The organism is Neisseria sp. RH3002v2g (assembly GCF_014596425.2).
GTDB lineage: Bacteria > Pseudomonadota > Gammaproteobacteria > Burkholderiales > Neisseriaceae > Neisseria.
Genome location: NZ_CP110721.1, coordinates 816100 through 833668 on the forward strand (window position 1 = coordinate 816100; position 17569 = coordinate 833668).

The following is a 17569-nucleotide window of genomic DNA, read 5'->3' on the forward strand; positions in this document are numbered from 1 at the left end:
CTGAAAAAGCGTGGGACCAATCCCACGCTTTTTTTTATGCGAAAACTCGAAACCATAAAAAAGGCGTGTCTTCACACGCCCTTTCGTCTTATTCAGACGGCCTTAATATTGAAGCAATCAACCTTTTTTATGTTTGCCGCCAAAGCCGTCGTTAGATTTACGTTTGCCTTTAAAGCCTTCGCCGCCTTTTTTGAAACCGTCAGACTTCTTGAAACCGTCTTTCTTAAAGCCATCTTTTTTGAAACCGTCTTTTTTATGACTTTCGCCGCGTGATTTGCCGCCGAAGCCTTCTTTGACCGGTTTCTTATCACCGCGCCAGCCTCCGGATTTACGATCGCCCCAGCCGCCTTTGCCTTTCGGCTTGCCGCCTGCGGATTTACGTTTGCGTGTCGGCTCCATACCTTCGATGGTCAGTTCAGACAATTTGCGGCCGATGTATTTTTCGATTTTGTGTACTTTGACGTATTCATTCACTTCCGCAAAAGTAATCGCAATACCGGTACGCCCTGCGCGGCCGGTACGGCCGATGCGGTGAACGTAGTCTTCTGCTTGTTTCGGCAAGTCGTAGTTGATAACGTGGGTAATGGTCGGTACGTCGATACCGCGTGCGGCAACGTCGGTGGCAACCAAAATCTTGCAACGACCTTTTCGCAAATCCATCAGCGTGCGGTTGCGCCAGCCTTGCGGCATATCGCCGTGCAGGCAGTTGGCGGCAAAACCTTTTTCGTACAATTCATCCGCGATGACTTCGGTCATGGCTTTGGTAGACGTGAAAATCACGCATTGGTCGATATTGGCATCGCGCAAGATGTGGTCAAGTAGGCGGTTTTTGTGGCGCATATCGTCGCAGTACAGCAGCTGCTCTTCAATTTTGCCTTGGTCGTCCACGCGCTCGACTTCGATGGTTTCAGGGTCTTTGGTCAATTTGCGCGCCAGTTTGCCGACTGCGCCGTCCCAAGTGGCGGAGAATAATAAAGTCTGACGGTCAGTCGGGGTGGCCTCGACGATGGTTTCGATGTCGTCGATAAAGCCCATGTCCAACATACGGTCGGCTTCGTCCAGAATCAGCACTTCCAAACGGGCGAAATCGACTTTGCCACTTTGCATCAAGTCCATCAGACGGCCCGGCGTGGCGACAATCAGGTCAACCGGTTTGCTCAGGGCGCGGGTTTGGTAGCCGAACGATGCGCCGCCGACGATGCTGACGGTGCGGAACCAGCACATATTTTTGGCGTACGCCAGCGCGTTTTTCTCGACTTGCGCCGCCAATTCACGGGTCGGCGTCAACACCAACGCGCGCGGACCTTTGCCTGGTTTCTCGCTGCGTTTGGTCAGCCGCTGCAACGTCGGCAGCAGGAAGGCGGCGGTTTTACCGGAGCCGGTTTGCGCCGAAGCCATGATGTCGCGGCCCTCCAAAGCAAACGGAATGGCTTGCGCCTGAATCGGCGTCGGGCCTTCGTAACCCTCGCTGCGTACGGCGGACAAAATGTTTTTATCAAGGTTCAAATCGGCAAATTTAATAGACATGGCTATCCTAAAGAGACAACAACGCGCACGTCTGAACGGTTTTCAGACGACCTGAAGCAAAGGAAAGTAACGATACGGGAAATGTGAAGTTACAGGGTTGTCGCAAGCATCTTGCTTGTGGTTAACATCGACGACAACCTGCACAGAAAAGGCTTTGCCAATAAGCAAGCAATAAAAGAAACGCGCCCGAAACGGCGGTTTAGGTTGGATGACGATGGCTTCGTATCAAAAGGCGAACGGCGGATAATATAGATTTTATGGATAACAGTCAAGCAAAAAGGCATCAAGTGCGTTAAAATCCAACCCCTTCCCAATACTTATTCAGGCCGTCTGAAAACCATGACCGACATTACCCCCTTTGCCAACCGCTTGGGCAAAAACATCAAACATCTTATGAAATGGGCCAAACGCAACAATATCGAAGCCTGGCGCATTTACGACCGTGACATTCCCCAATTTCCCTTTGCCGTCGATGTTTACGGCGACCAAATCCATCTTCAGGAATACGATACCGGCTGGCTGATGCAGCCCGAAGAGTATGAAGCATGGCTTGCCGATGTATTGGAAGCCATCGGATTTGTGACCGGTTTTGCGCCCGAACAAATCCACCTCAAACGTCGCGAACGCCAAAAAGGTTTGCAACAATACGAGAAAACCGGCAAGACCGGAGACGATTTCATCATTACTGAAAACGGCCGCAAGTTTTGGGTCAACCTCGACAAATACCTCGACACCGGTCTTTTCCTCGACCACCGCAACACACGCAAAAAAGTCGGTGAAACCGCAGCGGGCAAACGCTTCCTCAACCTGTTTTCCTACACCGGCAGCTTCACCGTCTATGCCGCCACCGGCGGCGCGGTATCCAGCGAAACCGTCGACTTGTCCAACACTTATCTCGATTGGGCGAAACGCAATTTCGAACTCAACGGCATCAGCCTCGAACAACACAAAATCGTCCGTGCCGACGTGTTCCAATACCTGCAAAACGCCGCTGCCGAAGGCAAACAGTTCGACCTGATCGTCATGGATCCGCCCAGCTTCTCCAACAGCAAAAAGATGCTCGACATCCTCGACATCCAGCGCGACCATAAAAAGCTGATCGACGGCGCAATGAGCCTACTCACTTCAGACGGCATTCTGTATTTTTCCAACAACTTGCGCAGCTTTGTGTTGGACGATTCGGTCGCGGAACAATACGCCGTCAAAGACATTTCCAAGCAGTCCGTTCCCGACGATTTCCGCAACAAAAAAATCCATCAATGCTGGGAAATCAAGCATAAATAAGCATCAGGCCGTCTGAAAGCCAGCTTTCAGACGGCCTGATTGCCATATTGAATCTCTCAATCAATAGGCGCATAATTCAAGAGATTGTTGACAATATCAAAAGGAAAAGAACATGCAAAACTACCTGACGCCCAATTTCTCATTCGCCCCCATGATTCCGGAACGCGCGCTCGGCAGCCGGGTTTGGGATACCGAAGGACGAGAATACATTGACCTGTCAGGCGGTATTGCAGTGAACGCGCTGGGGCATTGCCATCCCGATTTAGTCGCAGCCTTGGCCGAACAATCGCAAAAACTCTGGCACATTTCTAATATCTACACCACCCAACCGGCACAAGAATTAGCTAAAAAACTGGTCGAAAACACCTTTGCCGACAAAGTGTTTTTCTGCAATTCCGGCGCGGAAGCCAATGAAGCCGCGTTGAAACTGGCGCGCAAATACGGACGCGATCATTTTGGCGAACACAAAACCGAAATTATCTCCTGCCTCAACAGCTTCCACGGCCGCACCCTGTTTACCGTATCCGTCGGCGGCCAGCCCAAATACAGCAAAGATTACGCGCCGCTGCCGTCAGATATTACCCATGTTCCATTTAATGATATTGCCGCATTGGAGGCCGCCGTCAGCGACAAAACCTGCGCCGTGATTATCGAGCCGATTCAAGGTGAAAGCGGCATCCTGCCTGCCACCCAAGAATACCTGCAAGCCGCACGCCGTTTGTGCGACGAACATGGCGCCTTGCTGATTTTGGACGAAGTGCAAACCGGCATGGGCCATACAGGCAAACTGTTTGCCTACGAGCATTACGGCATCACACCCGACATCATCAGCTCCGCCAAAGCCTTGGGTTGCGGTTTCCCGATTGGCGCGATACTGACCACCGATAAAATCGCCCCAACCTTCGGCCCCGGAACACATGGCTCGACCTTTGGCGGCAATCCGATGGCGTGTGCGGTCGGCAGCCGTGCGTTTGACATCATCAATGCGCCCGAAACATTGGCACACGTTCAGCAACAAGGCCAAAAACTTCAGACGACCTTGCGTGAAATAGGCGTAAAAACCGGCGTATTTAAAGAAGTCCGCGGCATGGGCCTGCTGCTCGGCTGCGTATTGGCAGACGCATACGAAGGCAAGGCATCGGAAATTACCGCCGCTGCTTTGAAACACGGTTTGATGGTACTGGTTGCCGGCGCCAATGTGGTGCGCTTCGCCCCCAGCCTGTTGCTGAACAATGAAGACATGGCCGAAGGCTTGAAACGTTTTGAAGCGGCTTTGAACGAATGGTTGGCCTGATTTTCAAAACCCAATAGCCAAATCAGCCGACAGCTTAGCGAAGGCCGTCTGAAAGACCGTTTGAGTTTTTCAGACGGCCTTTTTTAATATCGAAAACAACATCCGCCTACATGCTTTGTCATTTGATGTTTGTTAAAAATCGTACTGCCTCTTCGTGCTACGCTTGGCAAACAATTTGATTTTACGAAGAAAAGGAGCAGGAGATGGTATCGTTGAAAACCCAAATCGCCGGTTTTTCCTTTGACAACTGCCTGATGAACGCAGCAGGCGTGGCGTGTATGACTGTTGAGGAATTGGAAGCCGTCAGACAGTCTTCGGCAGGCACTTTCGTTACCAAGACCGCAACGCTTACCTCTCGTCAAGGAAACCCCGAGCCACGTTATCATGATGTTCCTCTCGGCAGCATCAATTCGATGGGCTTGCCAAACCAAGGCATTGATTACTATCTGGATTACCTGCTTACCCTTCAAGAGTCTCATCCCCAAAGGGCTTTTTTCCTCTCACTGGTCGGTATGTCGCCCGATGAAACGCACACGCTGTTGAAAAAAGTGCAAAACAGCGGATTCAACGGCATTACCGAACTCAACCTATCCTGCCCAAACGTCCCCGGTAAACCGCAAATCGCCTACGATTTTGAAACCACCGAGCGGATTTTGAGCGAAGCCTTCAGCTACTTCGATAAACCTTTAGGCATCAAACTGCCGCCATATTTCGATATCGTCCATTTCGATCAAGCGGCGGAATTGTTCAACCGTCATCCCCTAAAATTCGTCAACTGTGTCAACTCCATCGGCAACGGCATGTATATCGAAGACGAATCCGTCGTGATCCGCCCGAAAAACGGCTTCGGCGGCATAGGCGGCCAATACATCAAACCAACTGCGCTCGCCAATGTCCACGCGTTCTATCAAAGACTGGATCCGTCTATTCAAGTCATTGGAACGGGCGGCGTTTACAGCGGCCGGGATGCGTTTGAACACATCTTGTGCGGCGCAAGCATGGTACAGATCGGCACGGCGCTACACCAGCAAGGCGTAGGTATTTTCGAACGGGTTTCCCTTGAATTAAAAGCCATCATGGCGCAAAAAGGCTACGAAAAACTGGAAGACTTCAAAGGCAAATTGAAATATTTTGCATAGGGTTTACGCTAAAAAACGCCCAAGGCCGTCTAAAAATTTCAGACGGCCTTGTTGTATAATTGCTCCCCACATTACCCGTCTTCCCCCCTTCAATGAAACTCAACCCCCAACAGCAAGCCGCAGTCCAATATCTTGGCGGCCCCCTGCTCGTCCTTGCCGGCGCAGGCAGCGGCAAAACCGGCGTGATTACCCAAAAAATCAAGCATTTGATTGTCAATGTCGGCTATCTGCCGCATACCGTTGCCGCGATTACCTTTACCAACAAAGCCGCTACGGAAATGCAGGAACGCGTCTCTAAAATGCTGCCCAAGTCGCAAACGCGCGGGCTGACGATTTGCACGTTCCACTCTTTGGGCATGAAGATTTTGCGCGAAGAGGCGAACCAAATCGGTTACAAAAAAAACTTCTCCATCCTCGACTCTACCGACAGCGCGAAAATCATCGGCGAACTCTTGGGCGGCACGGGCAAAGAAGCTGTATTCAAAGCGCAGCACCAGATTTCCCTGTGGAAAAACGATTTAAAAACGCCCGAAGACGTGCTTCAGACGGCCTCCAATGTTTGGGAACAGCAAACAGCGCGCATCTATGCGAGTTATCAAGAAACCCTGCAAAGCTATCAGGCGGTAGACTTCGACGACTTAATCCGCCTGCCCGCCGTGCTGTTGCAGCAAAACAGCGAAGTGCGCAACAAATGGCAGCGACGGCTGCGTTATCTGTTGGTTGACGAATGTCAGGACACCAATACCTGCCAATTTACGCTGATGAAACTCTTGACCGGTGCGGAAGGGATGTTTACCGCCGTCGGCGACGACGACCAGTCCATCTACGCTTGGCGCGGCGCAAACATGGAAAACCTGCGCAAAATGCAGGAAGACTATCCGCAGATGAAAATTATCAAACTGGAGCAAAACTACCGCTCTACCGCACGGATTCTCAAAATCGCCAACAAAGTCATCGAAAACAACCCCAAACTCTTTACCAAAAAACTTTGGTCGCAGTTCGGCGAAGGTGAAATCGTCAAAGTCGTCGCCTGCCAAAGCGAGCAGCACGAAGCCGACTGGGTCGTCAGCCAAATCGTCAAGCAGAAGCTGGTCGGCGGCGACAAAACCCAATACGCCGATTTCGCCGTGTTATACCGCGGCAACCATCAGGCGCGGATTTTTGAAGAAGCCTTGCGCAGCGCACGCGTTCCTTACCAACTCTCCGGTGGGCAGAGTTTCTTCGACAAAGCCGAAATCAAAGACGTTTTGTCCTACTTGCGCCTGCTTGCCAACCCCAACGACGATCCCGCGTTCCTTCGCGCCGTTACCACGCCCAAACGCGGCATCGGCGATGTAACGTTGGGCAAACTCAACACCTACGCGCACGAACACGAATGCAGCCTATATGAAGCCGCGCAAACCGAAGAAGCACTTGCCCTGTTGAACCATACCAACCGCCAACACCTGCAAGCCTTCATGGATATGATTGAAAACTACCGCGCCAAAGCTGAAACCAGCGAAGCAGGCGAGCTTATTCATAACCTACTGAAAGAAATCGACTACGAAAACCACCTGTTGGCCAACGAAGAAGGCAAAGCAGGCGAAATCAAATGGCGCAACGTGACCGACCTGACCGGCTGGCTGGAACGCAAAGGCGAGCAAGACGATAAAAACATCATCGAACTCGCCCAAACCATCGCCCTGATGACACTTTTGGAGGGCAAAAGCGAAGAAGAAGTTGATGCCGTCAAACTCTCCACCCTGCACGCTTCCAAAGGATTGGAATACCCCTACGTCTTCCTCGTCGGCTGCGAAGAAGGCATCCTGCCGCACAACGACAGCATCGAAGAAGACAATGTCGAAGAAGAACGCCGCCTGATGTATGTCGGCATCACCCGCGCCAAACGCCAGCTTACACTGACCCACTGCCTCAAACGCAAAAAACAAGGCACATGGCAATTCCCCGAGCCAAGCCGCTTCATAGACGAAATGCCGCAGGAAGACATCAAGATTTTAGGACGCAAAGGCGGCGATCCGATTGTGAGCAAGGAAGAAGGAAAAAGTCATTTAGCAGGCTTGCTGGATATGCTGGGAAATAAAAAGAAAGGATAACGCAAGGCCGTCTGAAAACAAGGTTTCAGACGGCCTTATTGTCAGCAAAAAAATCACAAACAACCATCCAATAATCCTCACTTTATGTCGTCGCACCTATCCGACTCCATTTCGCCCAATCCTTCAAAAATAAATAAAAATAACTGAATAATCAGATATAAAATAAACAAAAGGACGGAAAGACGGCTTCTTCCGCCTACTGTTCACAAGTAAAAATTGTCAACATTTCAAGTATAAATTCACAAGCAAAATCGCATTTTTCAGGTATAATAATGGATTCCCCAACTGCATTTTGTGAGCTGAATCCATGTCTGTTGTTCTGCCCTTGCGCGGTGTAACCGCCCTTTCCGATTTCCGTATTGAAAAACTCTTTCAAAAAGCAGCCGCACTCGGCCTGCCCGAAGTCAAATTAAGCAGCGAATTTTGGTATTTTGTCGGTAGCGAAAAAGCACTTGATGCCGCGACAGTCGAAAAACTGCAAGCCTTACTGGCGGCGCAAAGCGTTGAACAAACGCCCAAAGCGCGCGAGGGCTTGCATTTATTTTTGGTAACGCCCCGTTTGGGCACCATTTCGCCTTGGGCTTCCAAAGCAACCAATATCGCCGAAAACTGCGGTTTGGAAGGCATTGAGCGCATCGAACGCGGCATGGCCGTATGGTTGGAAGGTGCGCTTACCGACGGGCAAAAACAACAATGGGCAGCCCTGTTGCACGACCGCATGACCGAAAGCGTGTTGACCGACATCGATGCAGCGGCGCAACTGTTCCACCACATACAATCGGAAACCTTCTCCAGCGTAGATGTATTGGGCGGCGGTAAAGAGGCATTGGTCAAAGCCAATACCGAAATGGGCTTGGCGCTTTCAGCCGACGAAATCGATTATCTGGTTGAAAACTATCAGGCTTTAAACCGCAATCCGTCCGATGTTGAATTGATGATGTTCGCTCAGGCAAACAGCGAACACTGCCGCCACAAAATCTTCAACGCCGATTTCATCCTCAACGGCGAAAAACAACCGAAATCCCTTTTCGGCATGATTCGCGATACACACAATGCACATCCCGAAGGTACGGTCGTTGCCTATAAAGACAATTCGTCCGTAATCGAAGGCGCAAAAATCGAGCGGTTCTATCCGAATGCGGCAGAAAACCAAGGCTATCGTTTCCACGAAGAAGATACCCACATCATCATGAAAGTGGAAACGCACAACCACCCGACCGCTATCGCGCCGTTTGCGGGCGCGGCAACGGGTGCGGGCGGTGAAATCCGCGATGAAGGCGCAACGGGCAAAGGCTCACGTCCGAAAGCAGGCTTGACCGGCTTTACCGTCTCCAACCTGAATATCCCGGGCCTGGAGCAGCCTTGGGAACAAGCCTACGGCAAACCCGGCCATATTGCTTCTCCTTTAGACATCATGATTGAAGGTCCGATTGGCGGCGCGGCGTTCAACAACGAATTCGGCCGCCCCAACCTCTTGGGCTACTTCCGCACCTTTGAAGAAAAATTTGACGGCCAAGTCCGCGGCTATCACAAACCGATTATGATTGCTGGTGGCTTGGGCAGCATTCAGGCGCAGCAGACGCATAAAGACGAAATCCCCGAAGGCGCGTTGCTGATCCAACTGGGCGGCCCGGGTATGCTTATCGGCTTGGGTGGTGGCGCGGCTTCTTCCATGAATACCGGTACAAACGACGCATCTTTGGACTTCAACTCCGTACAACGCGGCAACCCCGAAATCGAACGCCGCGTGCAAGAAGTCATCGACCGCTGCTGGCAGCTTGGCGACAAAAACCCGATTATTTCCATCCACGACGTCGGTGCGGGCGGCCTGTCCAACGCCTTCCCTGAACTCGTCAACGATGCCGGACGCGGCGCGGTATTCAAGCTGCGCGAAGTGCCGCTGGAAGAACACGGCCTCAACCCGCTGCAAATCTGGTGCAACGAATCGCAAGAGCGTTATGTGTTGTCGATTTTGGAAAAAGATTTGGACACCTTCCGCGCCATCTGCGAACGCGAACGCTGCCCGTTTGCCGTAGTCGGTACAGCAACCGACGACGGTCATTTGAAAGTGCGCGACGATTTGTTCTCCAACAATCCTGTCGATTTGCCGTTGAACGTTTTACTCGGCAAACCGCCCAAAACTACGCGTACCGACAAAACAGTTACGCCGTCTGAAAAACCATTTAACGCCGGCGATATCGACATTACCGAAGCTGCCTATCGCGTTTTACGCCTGCCTACCGTAGCCGCTAAAAACTTCCTGATTACCATCGGCGACCGCAGCGTCGGTGGCATGACCCACCGCGACCAAATGGTCGGCAAATACCAAACCCCCGTAGCCGACTGCGCCGTGACCATGATGGGCTTCAATACCTACCGCGGCGAAGCAATGTCTATGGGCGAAAAACCGACCGTCGCCCTGTTTGACGCGCCCGCCTCGGGCAGAATGTGCGTCGGCGAAGCCATCACCAACATCGCGGCGGTCAACATCGGCGACATCGGCAATATCAAACTTTCCGCCAACTGGATGGCGGCGTGCGGCAACGAAGGCGAAGACGAAAAACTCTACCGCACCGTCGAAGCCGTTTCTAAAGCCTGTCAGGCATTGGATTTGAGCATTCCCGTGGGCAAAGACAGCCTGTCGATGAAAACCGTTTGGCAGGACGGCGAAGAGAAAAAATCCGTCGTTTCGCCTTTAAGCCTAATTATTTCAGCGTTTGCGCCAGTAGAAGACGTACGCAAGACTGTTACGCCCGAGTTGAAAAACGTCGAAGACAGCGTATTGCTGCTGGTTGACTTGGGCTTCGGCAAAGCGCGCATGGGCGGCTCTGCATTCGGTCAGGTTTACAACAACATGACCGGCGATGCGCCTGATTTGGACGATACAGGCCGTCTGAAAGCATTTTACAGCGTGATTCAGCAGCTTGTTGCTGAAGACAAACTCTTGGCATACCACGACCGCAGCGACGGCGGTTTGTTTGCAACGCTGGTGGAAATGGCGTTTGCGGCACGATGCGGCTTGAACGTGGATTTGACTTCACTGGTTGCCAACCAAGCCAATGTCAACGAAGCCAGCATCCGCGCATTGTTCAATGAAGAGCTGGGCGCAGTGATTCAAATTGCCAAACAAGATGTTGCGGCAGTAGAAGCCTTGTTTAAAGAAGCTGATTTGGCACTACATACCGTTGCCACCATCGGTTCTGACGAAAAAATCGTTATCCGCAATCAGGCAGGCATCGTATTGGAACAAAACCGCGCCGACCTGCAACGCGCATGGCAAGAAACCAGCCACGCCATCCAACGCCTGCGCGACAACCCTGTCTGCGCCGACAGCGAGTTCGCCCTGATTGGCGACAACGAACGCAGCGCATTGTTTGCCGACGTGAAGTTTGATGTAAACGAAGACATCGCCGCGCCGTTTATCAACAGCGGCGAGAAACCTAAAATCGCCATCCTGCGCGAACAGGGTGTAAACGGACAAATCGAAATGGCCGCCGCCTTCACCCGCGCCGGATTCGATGCCTACGACGTGCATATGTCCGACCTGATGGCAGGCCGCGTCCACCTTGCCGACTTCAAAATGCTGGCGGCGTGCGGCGGCTTCAGCTACGGCGACGTACTCGGTGCAGGCGAAGGCTGGGCGAAATCGATTCTGTTCCACCCTGCTCTGCGCGACCAATTTGCCGCCTTCTTTGCCGATCCGAACACGCTGACATTGGGCGTGTGCAACGGCTGTCAAATGGTCAGCAACCTTGCCGAGATTATCCCGGGCGCAGAGGCATGGCCTAAATTCAAACGCAACCTGAGCGAACAGTTTGAAGCGCGCCTGAGTATGGTTCATGTTCCAAAATCCGCATCGCTGATTCTGAACGAAATGCAAGGCTCCAGCCTGCCCGTCGTGGTCAGCCACGGCGAAGGCCACGCCGACTTCGCGCTTCACGGCGGCAACATTTCTGCCGATTTGGGCATCGCGCTGCAATATGTCGACGGACAAAACCAAGTGACCCAAACTTATCCGCTCAACCCTAACGGCTCGCCACAAGGCATCGCCGGTGTGACCAACGCCGACGGCCGCGTGACCATCATGATGCCGCATCCGGAACGCGTGTACCGCGCCGCACAAATGAGCTGGAAACCGGAAGACTGGACGGAATTGTCCGGCTGGTACCGCCTCTTTGCCGGTACAAGGAAGGCTTTGGGTTAACCGGCAGGCTGATTTGATTCGGCTTTAAAGAAAAGGTCGTCTGAAAACGATTTAGCGGATTCTGCTATAATTCGTTTTCAGACGACCTTTATTCATTCTTTTGCGTTAACTGCCGTTATTTCTGTCTGTACGGAGATAATAGCATGGCTTCTTCTTATTTCAATTTATCACAATAGCCTAATTGTTTTAACATTTTGGCCAAACGGAGTAATGAAGATTCAAGAAAAGGTTCTTCTTTTTGTAACCCTTCTTTTAGCTGTTCTAACAATATAGCGTCCTGACTCCTGGTAATATTGAAAGATTCATCACTTAATAACTTATCGTTTCTTACATACATCAAAGCTGAGCATAACAAACTAGTCATATCAACAAGGCGGTGTGGTGGAATTTCTTCAGATTGGCGCGACCATCTCTCACCAGTATGTCGCCATACTTTAACCGAAATATCAGGTTTGTTCTCATCAGAACTATTCCATTGCGCTACGCCGACTGATAAGCCTTGTGCATCTTCATCATTTGCAAAACGTCCATCTACTTTAGAATAGTTTTCCCATTTAATAATAGGGCGGTGGTTCAAATGAGTAGGTATATCCATTAGTGCCTCCATAGCAGGTTAATTTATGAATTTGTATTATACTAAAGCAATTTTATTACTACAACGCCTACTAACCTACTTAGTAAGTAAGTTAGTAAAAATATTAAATTATTTTTTTCAGGTGAGCTTTTATAGTGGTTTAAAGAGAGACAGGACACCTTGACCGCCGTCATTCCCGTGCAGGCTGGAATGACGGCGGCGAAGTGTTTTTTGGATTCCTATTAGCGTATTCTGCAAGCAGAAGCATCATTCTGTATAATTCCCTCTTTTAAACTATAATCGACATATTCAGACGGCCTTTCCCGACATTATGACTCGACAAGCCTTTATCCTCAGTGATTGCGAATTTCCCGAATGCGGCGAAAAGCCTTACGCCCTATTGACCGCGAATCCGACGAAGGAACACCACTTCGTCGCCCAGACCGAGCAGCGGCAGCATGCGCATAATCCGCAGGTTAGCCCGCAGAATCAGAATGTTTACAAGCTGCCTTTGTCCATGTTCCATCCTGGCGAAAAAGCCCGCGGCAAAGAACAAAACCGCAGCGAAGCGATAAGCGTCAACATCATCGGCAACTTGGCGGCGAAAAACCTCTATACGCTGACCTTTGTCGAAGACTCCGCCAACCAATACAATCTGGAAAGCTGGTTCAACCGTCATGAAAGCGGCTACGAAGATGCCTGCGACCATCTGCGCACCCTGCCTGCAGGCCGTCTGAAAACACCTACGGCAAATGCCGATACCGTCAAAGTACCGGATGCCTTGTGGCGGATATTGCGGCTGAAATTCCTCGGTATTCTGCGCAATCCGCACAACCATAAAAATCTGTTTGCCCACCGCCTGCACCAAACACTTCGGGCGCGGCTGCCGGAAGTCGGTTTTGAATTTGTCCGCTTGATCAGCAAACGCGACCCCAAGCGCATCGAAGCCATTATGCAGGACTACCGTTTCACTTTTCTCGGCTATGTCGATTGGCTGGGCGGGCTTTACGGTATGTTGAGCGAAGGCGTGGCGCAGCCGTCGTTGTTTGAACGGCTGTTTTGCAATATCTTTGCCGAACCCGAAGCAGTGAAAATCGAATTGTTCCGCTATCTGGAAAACACGGGGCTGTGCCTGTTTGGCGACAGCAGTTTCTGCCTGCAAGCCTCGGCCAAGCTATTGAGCGTCGGCGTCAATATTTCGCACGATATGTTTGCCATCGTCCATCTGCAAACCGACCGTTGGCACGCGTTTAAAAATACCTTTCATCACGATGCGCCCAAACTGCAAGGCCAAGTGCGGATTATCGACGGCGACCAAACCCAAAGATTGCTGTTCAACCGATTGTGCATCCAGCAAGCCCATGAAGCCGTGTTCGGCCAAAGCCCGAATATTAAAGATTATTTAGAGGCCGTCTGAAACCCCAAACCAGAAGAAAGCATATGAAAATCACACCAATCCAAGCCCTAAACGACAACTACATCTGGATGATTCAAGAAGGCAACCATGCCGTCTGCGTCGATCCGTCCGATGCCACGCCGGTCTTAAAATTCCTTGTGCACAACCACTTGATGCTGGCACAAACATGGATTACCCATCCCCATCATGACCATATCGGCGGCGCAAAAGCGCTGCACAACGGCTTCTTAGAATCCCCAATCTATGGCGAAAGCGACATCGACGTGGCGACGCATACCGTCACAGCAGGTACGCAGTTCCCGTTTGGCGAAGGCTTGGTTACCGTTTGGGCGACCCCTGGCCATACCAACCGCCACATCAGCTATCTGTTGGAAAATTCAGACGGCCTGCACGTTTTCTGCGGCGATACCTTGTTCTCCGCCGGTTGCGGCCGCGTATTTACCGGCACAATCGAGCAGCTTTACGACAGCTTCCACCGATTCAACCAGCTGCCCGAAGAAACGCTGTTTTATCCGGCGCACGAATATACCGCCTCCAATCTGCGCTTTGCCCAGCACATCGAGCCGGACAACACCGACATTCAGACTGCCTTGGCCGCAGCCGAACACACGCCGACACTGCCTGTCAGCCTGGCGCACGAACGCAAAGTCAATCCGTTTTTCCGCGTACACCTGCCCCAAGTTCAGGCACGCGCCGAAGAATTGAGCGGACGAAAATTAAACAGCGAACTCGAAGTCTTCGCCGCTTTGCGTGAATTGAAAAATCAATTTTGATTGGGCTTAGTCCCCAAAGAATAAGGCCGTCTGAATAAGCGTGAAACCATGAATCACGCCTGTTCAGACGGCCTTAAAGCCTTTATCAATATCATAACCATAAAAGCCTACGGCTGCTTTTGATGTTTCACACATTCCGCAGCATATTGCTCGCCCCAACGGTGCATTGCTTCGATCACAGGCATCAGCGTCCGTCCAAACTCAGTCAACGAATATTCTACCTTCGGCGGTACCTGCGGATACACTTCCCGATGAACGATACCGTCGTTTTCCAATTCGCGCAGCTGCAGCGTCAACATCCGCTGGGTAATGCCCGCAAGCAAACGCTGCAACTCATTGAAACGTCGGGTTTCTTCATTTAAATAATATAAAATCAATACCTTCCACTTGCCGCCGATAATATCCAAAGTATTGACAACCGGACAGCAAGAGCCGTGTGCGTGTTCTGTTTCCGACATACAAAATCTCCAAACTACAGTATAAAAAATGTGCGTACTTGTTATAAAGTTTGTACCCCCTATAATACAAGCATTCTGTAACAAAAGGCCATCTGAAAGGCTTCAGACGGCTATAAAAAAGAAGGAACTTTATCATGCGCAACATCAAACAAATCTACCGAGCCGACAGCCAACACTGGGTAGGCAACGGATTCCTCGTGCAACCTTTGTTCTCCCACATGGCTGACGACCGCGGCACCAATCCATTCCTGATGCTGGACTATGCCGCACCGTATGAGTTTGCACCCAACGAAGCCCGCAGCCCGCGCGGTGTCGGACAACATCCGCACAAAGGCTTTGAAACCGTTACCATCGCCTACCACGGCGAAGTAGCACACCGCGACTCCAGCGGCGGAGGCGGCATTATTTACGAAGGCGACGTGCAATGGATGACCGCGGGTTCAGGCATTATTCATGAAGAATTCCACTCTGAAAACTTCAGCAAAAAAGGCGGACTGTTTGAAATGGTCCAACTTTGGGTCAACCTGCCCGCCAAAGACAAAAACACGCCGCCACGCTATCAGCATCTTGCCAAAGCAAATATTCCCGTCGTCGAATTTCCCGACGAAGCCGGCTACTTACGTCTGATTGCAGGCGAACATGACGGCGTAAAAGGCGCGGCGGATACGTTCACCGAAATGAATGTTTGGGATATTGTGCTTCATGCCAATAAAGAGGCTGAATTGACAGTACCCGACAATCACAATCTGTCTATGGTTGTCCTGCGCGGAGCGGTTACGTTTAATGGCAATGAACAGGCGACAGCCGGAGAATTGGTCAATTTTGAGCAAACCGGCGGTAAAGTGCGCGCGAAAGCCGGTAGCGAAGAAGTCAAAATCTTGCTGCTTTCCGGCGTTCCGATTGATGAACCCGTAGTCGGCTACGGCCCATTTGTGATGAATACTGCCGAAGAAATCCGACAAGCCATCAGCGATTTCAAAAGCGGCAAATTCGGCCGTATTGATTAAGGCATTTGCTTAAACTTGCTGATTAATTTCATTGTATGCGTTAACCAATCTCATCAGTGCCAAAAAGGCCGTCTGAACAATATCCGTTCAGACGGCCTTTATTATTTAGGGATTATTCCCATTCAATCGTGGCAGGCGGTTTGCCGCTGACATCGTAAACCACGCGGTTGATGCCTTTAACTTCGTTGATGATGCGGTTGGACACGCGGCCGAGCAGCGAGTAAGGCAACTCAGCCCAGTGTGCGGTCATGAAGTCGCTGGTAATCACGGCACGCAAGGCTACGACGTAATCGTAAGTACGGCCGTCGCCCATCACGCCGACGGATTTTACGGGCAGGAACACGGCAAAGGCTTGGCTGGTCAGGTCGTACCAAGATGTGCCGTTTTCATCGGTAGTATTGCGCAATTCTTGGATGAAAATATCGTCCGCCTGACGCAGCAAATCGGCGTATTCTTTTTTCACTTCGCCCAAGATACGCACGCCCAAACCCGGGCCCGGGAACGGATGACGGTATACCATTTCGCGCGGCAGACCCAAAGCGACGCCCAATTCGCGCACTTCGTCTTTAAACAAGTCGCGCAAAGGCTCAAGCAATTTGAGCTTCATGTTTTCAGGCAGGCCGCCGACGTTGTGGTGGGATTTGATGGCATGGGCTTTTTTGGTTTTCGCGCCTGCGGATTCGATTACGTCAGGGTAAATCGTACCTTGCGCCAACCATTTGGCGTTAGTAAGTTTTTTCTCTTCCGCATCAAATACTTCGATAAATTCCGCACCGATGATTTTGCGTTTTTTCTCGGGATCGGTCACGCCGGCAAGTTTCGCCAAAAACTGCTCTTCGGCATCAACGTGAATCACGCGTACGCCCAAGTTACGGGCAAACATGTCCATCACCATTTTGCCTTCGTTCAAACGCAACAGACCGTGGTCAACAAACACGCAGGTCAGTTGGTCGCCGATGGCACGATGAATCAGCGCGGCGGCTACGGAAGAGTCCACGCCGCCGGACAAACCCAAAATCACTTCGTCGCTGCCGACCTGTTCGCGGATTTTGGCAACGGCTTCTTCAATGTAGTTCGGCATGGTCCAGCTGGGTTGTGCGCCGCAAATATCCAAGACAAAGCGGTTCAACAGCGCACGGCCTTGTTTGGTGTGGGTCACTTCAGGGTGGAATTGGATGCCGTAGAATTGTTTCTCAGCATTTTCCATCATGGCAATCGGGCAAGACGGGGTGTCGCCGATAACAGAGAAGCCGGTAGGCAGTTTGGAAACTTTATCGCCATGACTCATCCAAACGTCGAGCGTGTTTGGCGCATCATCTTGAATGCCGCGGGTCAGCTCGCTGTCGATGGTTTTCACTTGCGCATAACCGAATTCGCGTTGGTTGCCCGGGCTAACTTCGCCGCCCAAGTGGTGCGCCATAAATTGCATGCCGTAGCAGATGCCCAAAACCGGAATACCCAAATCAAAAATACCGGTATCGGCTTGATAATCGGATTCGTAAACGGAATTAGGGCCGCCGGAGAGGATGATGCCTTTCGGATTGAAGGCTTTGATTTCTTCCAAAGGCATGTCGAAAGAATGCAGTTCGCAATAAACGTGGGCTTCGCGCACGCGGCGGGCGATCAGCTGGGTAACTTGCGAGCCGAAGTCGAGAATAAGGATTTTGTCTTGGGTCATGGCGGAAACTTTGCAAAATGTAAGAAAACGGTGCGGCCGATAGGGCAAATTTCAAATTTAAACCACAATAAAAAAGGCCGTCTGAATCGGCGGATTATACCATTGTTCAGACGGCCTTTAT

Annotated in this window: 12 protein-coding genes; 8 read left to right on the forward strand and 4 right to left on the reverse strand. The window is 51.3% G+C overall.

The window, feature by feature from the left end:
- Positions 1–117: 117 nt before the first annotated feature.
- On the reverse strand, positions 118–1527 hold the full coding sequence (locus BBP27_RS03885) for a DEAD/DEAH box helicase (RefSeq protein WP_188211997.1): 1410 nt from the start codon (positions 1525–1527) through the stop codon (positions 118–120).
- Positions 1528–1866: 339 nt separating this feature from the next.
- Between BBP27_RS03885 and BBP27_RS03890 the strand changes: the two genes are divergently transcribed.
- From BBP27_RS03890 to purL, 5 genes are all read left to right on the forward strand, one after another.
- Positions 1867–2811 carry a class I SAM-dependent methyltransferase gene (locus BBP27_RS03890; protein WP_188211996.1) on the forward strand — a complete coding sequence of 315 codons (945 nt, stop codon included), beginning with the start codon at positions 1867–1869 and terminating at the stop codon, positions 2809–2811.
- 112 nt (positions 2812–2923) lie between these two features.
- Entirely contained in the window at positions 2924–4105 is a 1182-nt protein-coding gene (locus tag BBP27_RS03895) for an aspartate aminotransferase family protein (protein WP_188211995.1), read from the forward strand.
- Positions 4106–4308: 203 nt separating this feature from the next.
- Positions 4309–5244, forward strand: coding sequence for a dihydroorotate oxidase (locus BBP27_RS03900; RefSeq protein WP_188211994.1), 936 nt, complete (start codon positions 4309–4311; stop codon positions 5242–5244).
- Positions 5245–5336: 92 nt separating this feature from the next.
- Positions 5337–7337: a DNA helicase Rep gene (rep, locus tag BBP27_RS03905; protein WP_188211993.1), complete on the forward strand. Its 2001-nt coding sequence runs from the start codon at positions 5337–5339 to the stop codon at positions 7335–7337.
- A gap of 307 nt (positions 7338–7644) precedes the next feature.
- On the forward strand, positions 7645–11541 hold the full coding sequence (gene purL / locus BBP27_RS03910) for a phosphoribosylformylglycinamidine synthase (protein ID WP_188211992.1): 3897 nt from the start codon (positions 7645–7647) through the stop codon (positions 11539–11541).
- 154 nt (positions 11542–11695) lie between these two features.
- On the opposite strand, the gene BBP27_RS03915 is transcribed toward purL, so the two are convergent.
- Positions 11696–12136, reverse strand: a complete 441-nt coding sequence (locus BBP27_RS03915; RefSeq protein WP_150540487.1) for a DUF6530 family protein — start codon at positions 12134–12136, stop codon at positions 11696–11698.
- 310 nt (positions 12137–12446) lie between these two features.
- Here BBP27_RS03915 and BBP27_RS03920 point away from each other — a divergent pair, with 310 nt between their 5' ends.
- Positions 12447–13532 (forward strand): DUF4238 domain-containing protein, encoded by a 1086-nt coding sequence (locus BBP27_RS03920; protein WP_150540488.1) that lies wholly within the window; start codon positions 12447–12449, stop codon positions 13530–13532.
- A 23-nt stretch (positions 13533–13555) separates the two neighbouring features.
- A complete protein-coding gene (gene gloB / locus BBP27_RS03925) occupies positions 13556–14305 on the forward strand; it encodes a hydroxyacylglutathione hydrolase (protein WP_150540489.1) in 750 nt (249 codons plus the stop codon).
- A gap of 107 nt (positions 14306–14412) precedes the next feature.
- Here gloB and BBP27_RS03930 read toward each other — a convergent pair whose 3' ends face one another.
- Entirely contained in the window at positions 14413–14763 is a 351-nt protein-coding gene (locus tag BBP27_RS03930; protein ID WP_188211991.1) for a winged helix-turn-helix transcriptional regulator, read from the reverse strand.
- A 134-nt stretch (positions 14764–14897) separates the two neighbouring features.
- Between BBP27_RS03930 and BBP27_RS03935 the strand changes: the two genes are divergently transcribed.
- Positions 14898–15770 (forward strand): pirin family protein, encoded by an 873-nt coding sequence (locus tag BBP27_RS03935; protein ID WP_188211990.1) that lies wholly within the window; start codon positions 14898–14900, stop codon positions 15768–15770.
- Positions 15771–15882: 112 nt separating this feature from the next.
- Here the strand turns inward: BBP27_RS03935 and guaA are convergent, their stop codons facing one another.
- A complete protein-coding gene (gene guaA, locus BBP27_RS03940) occupies positions 15883–17448 on the reverse strand; it encodes a glutamine-hydrolyzing GMP synthase (RefSeq protein WP_003686344.1) in 1566 nt (521 codons plus the stop codon).
- Positions 17449–17569: the final 121 nt, after the last annotated feature.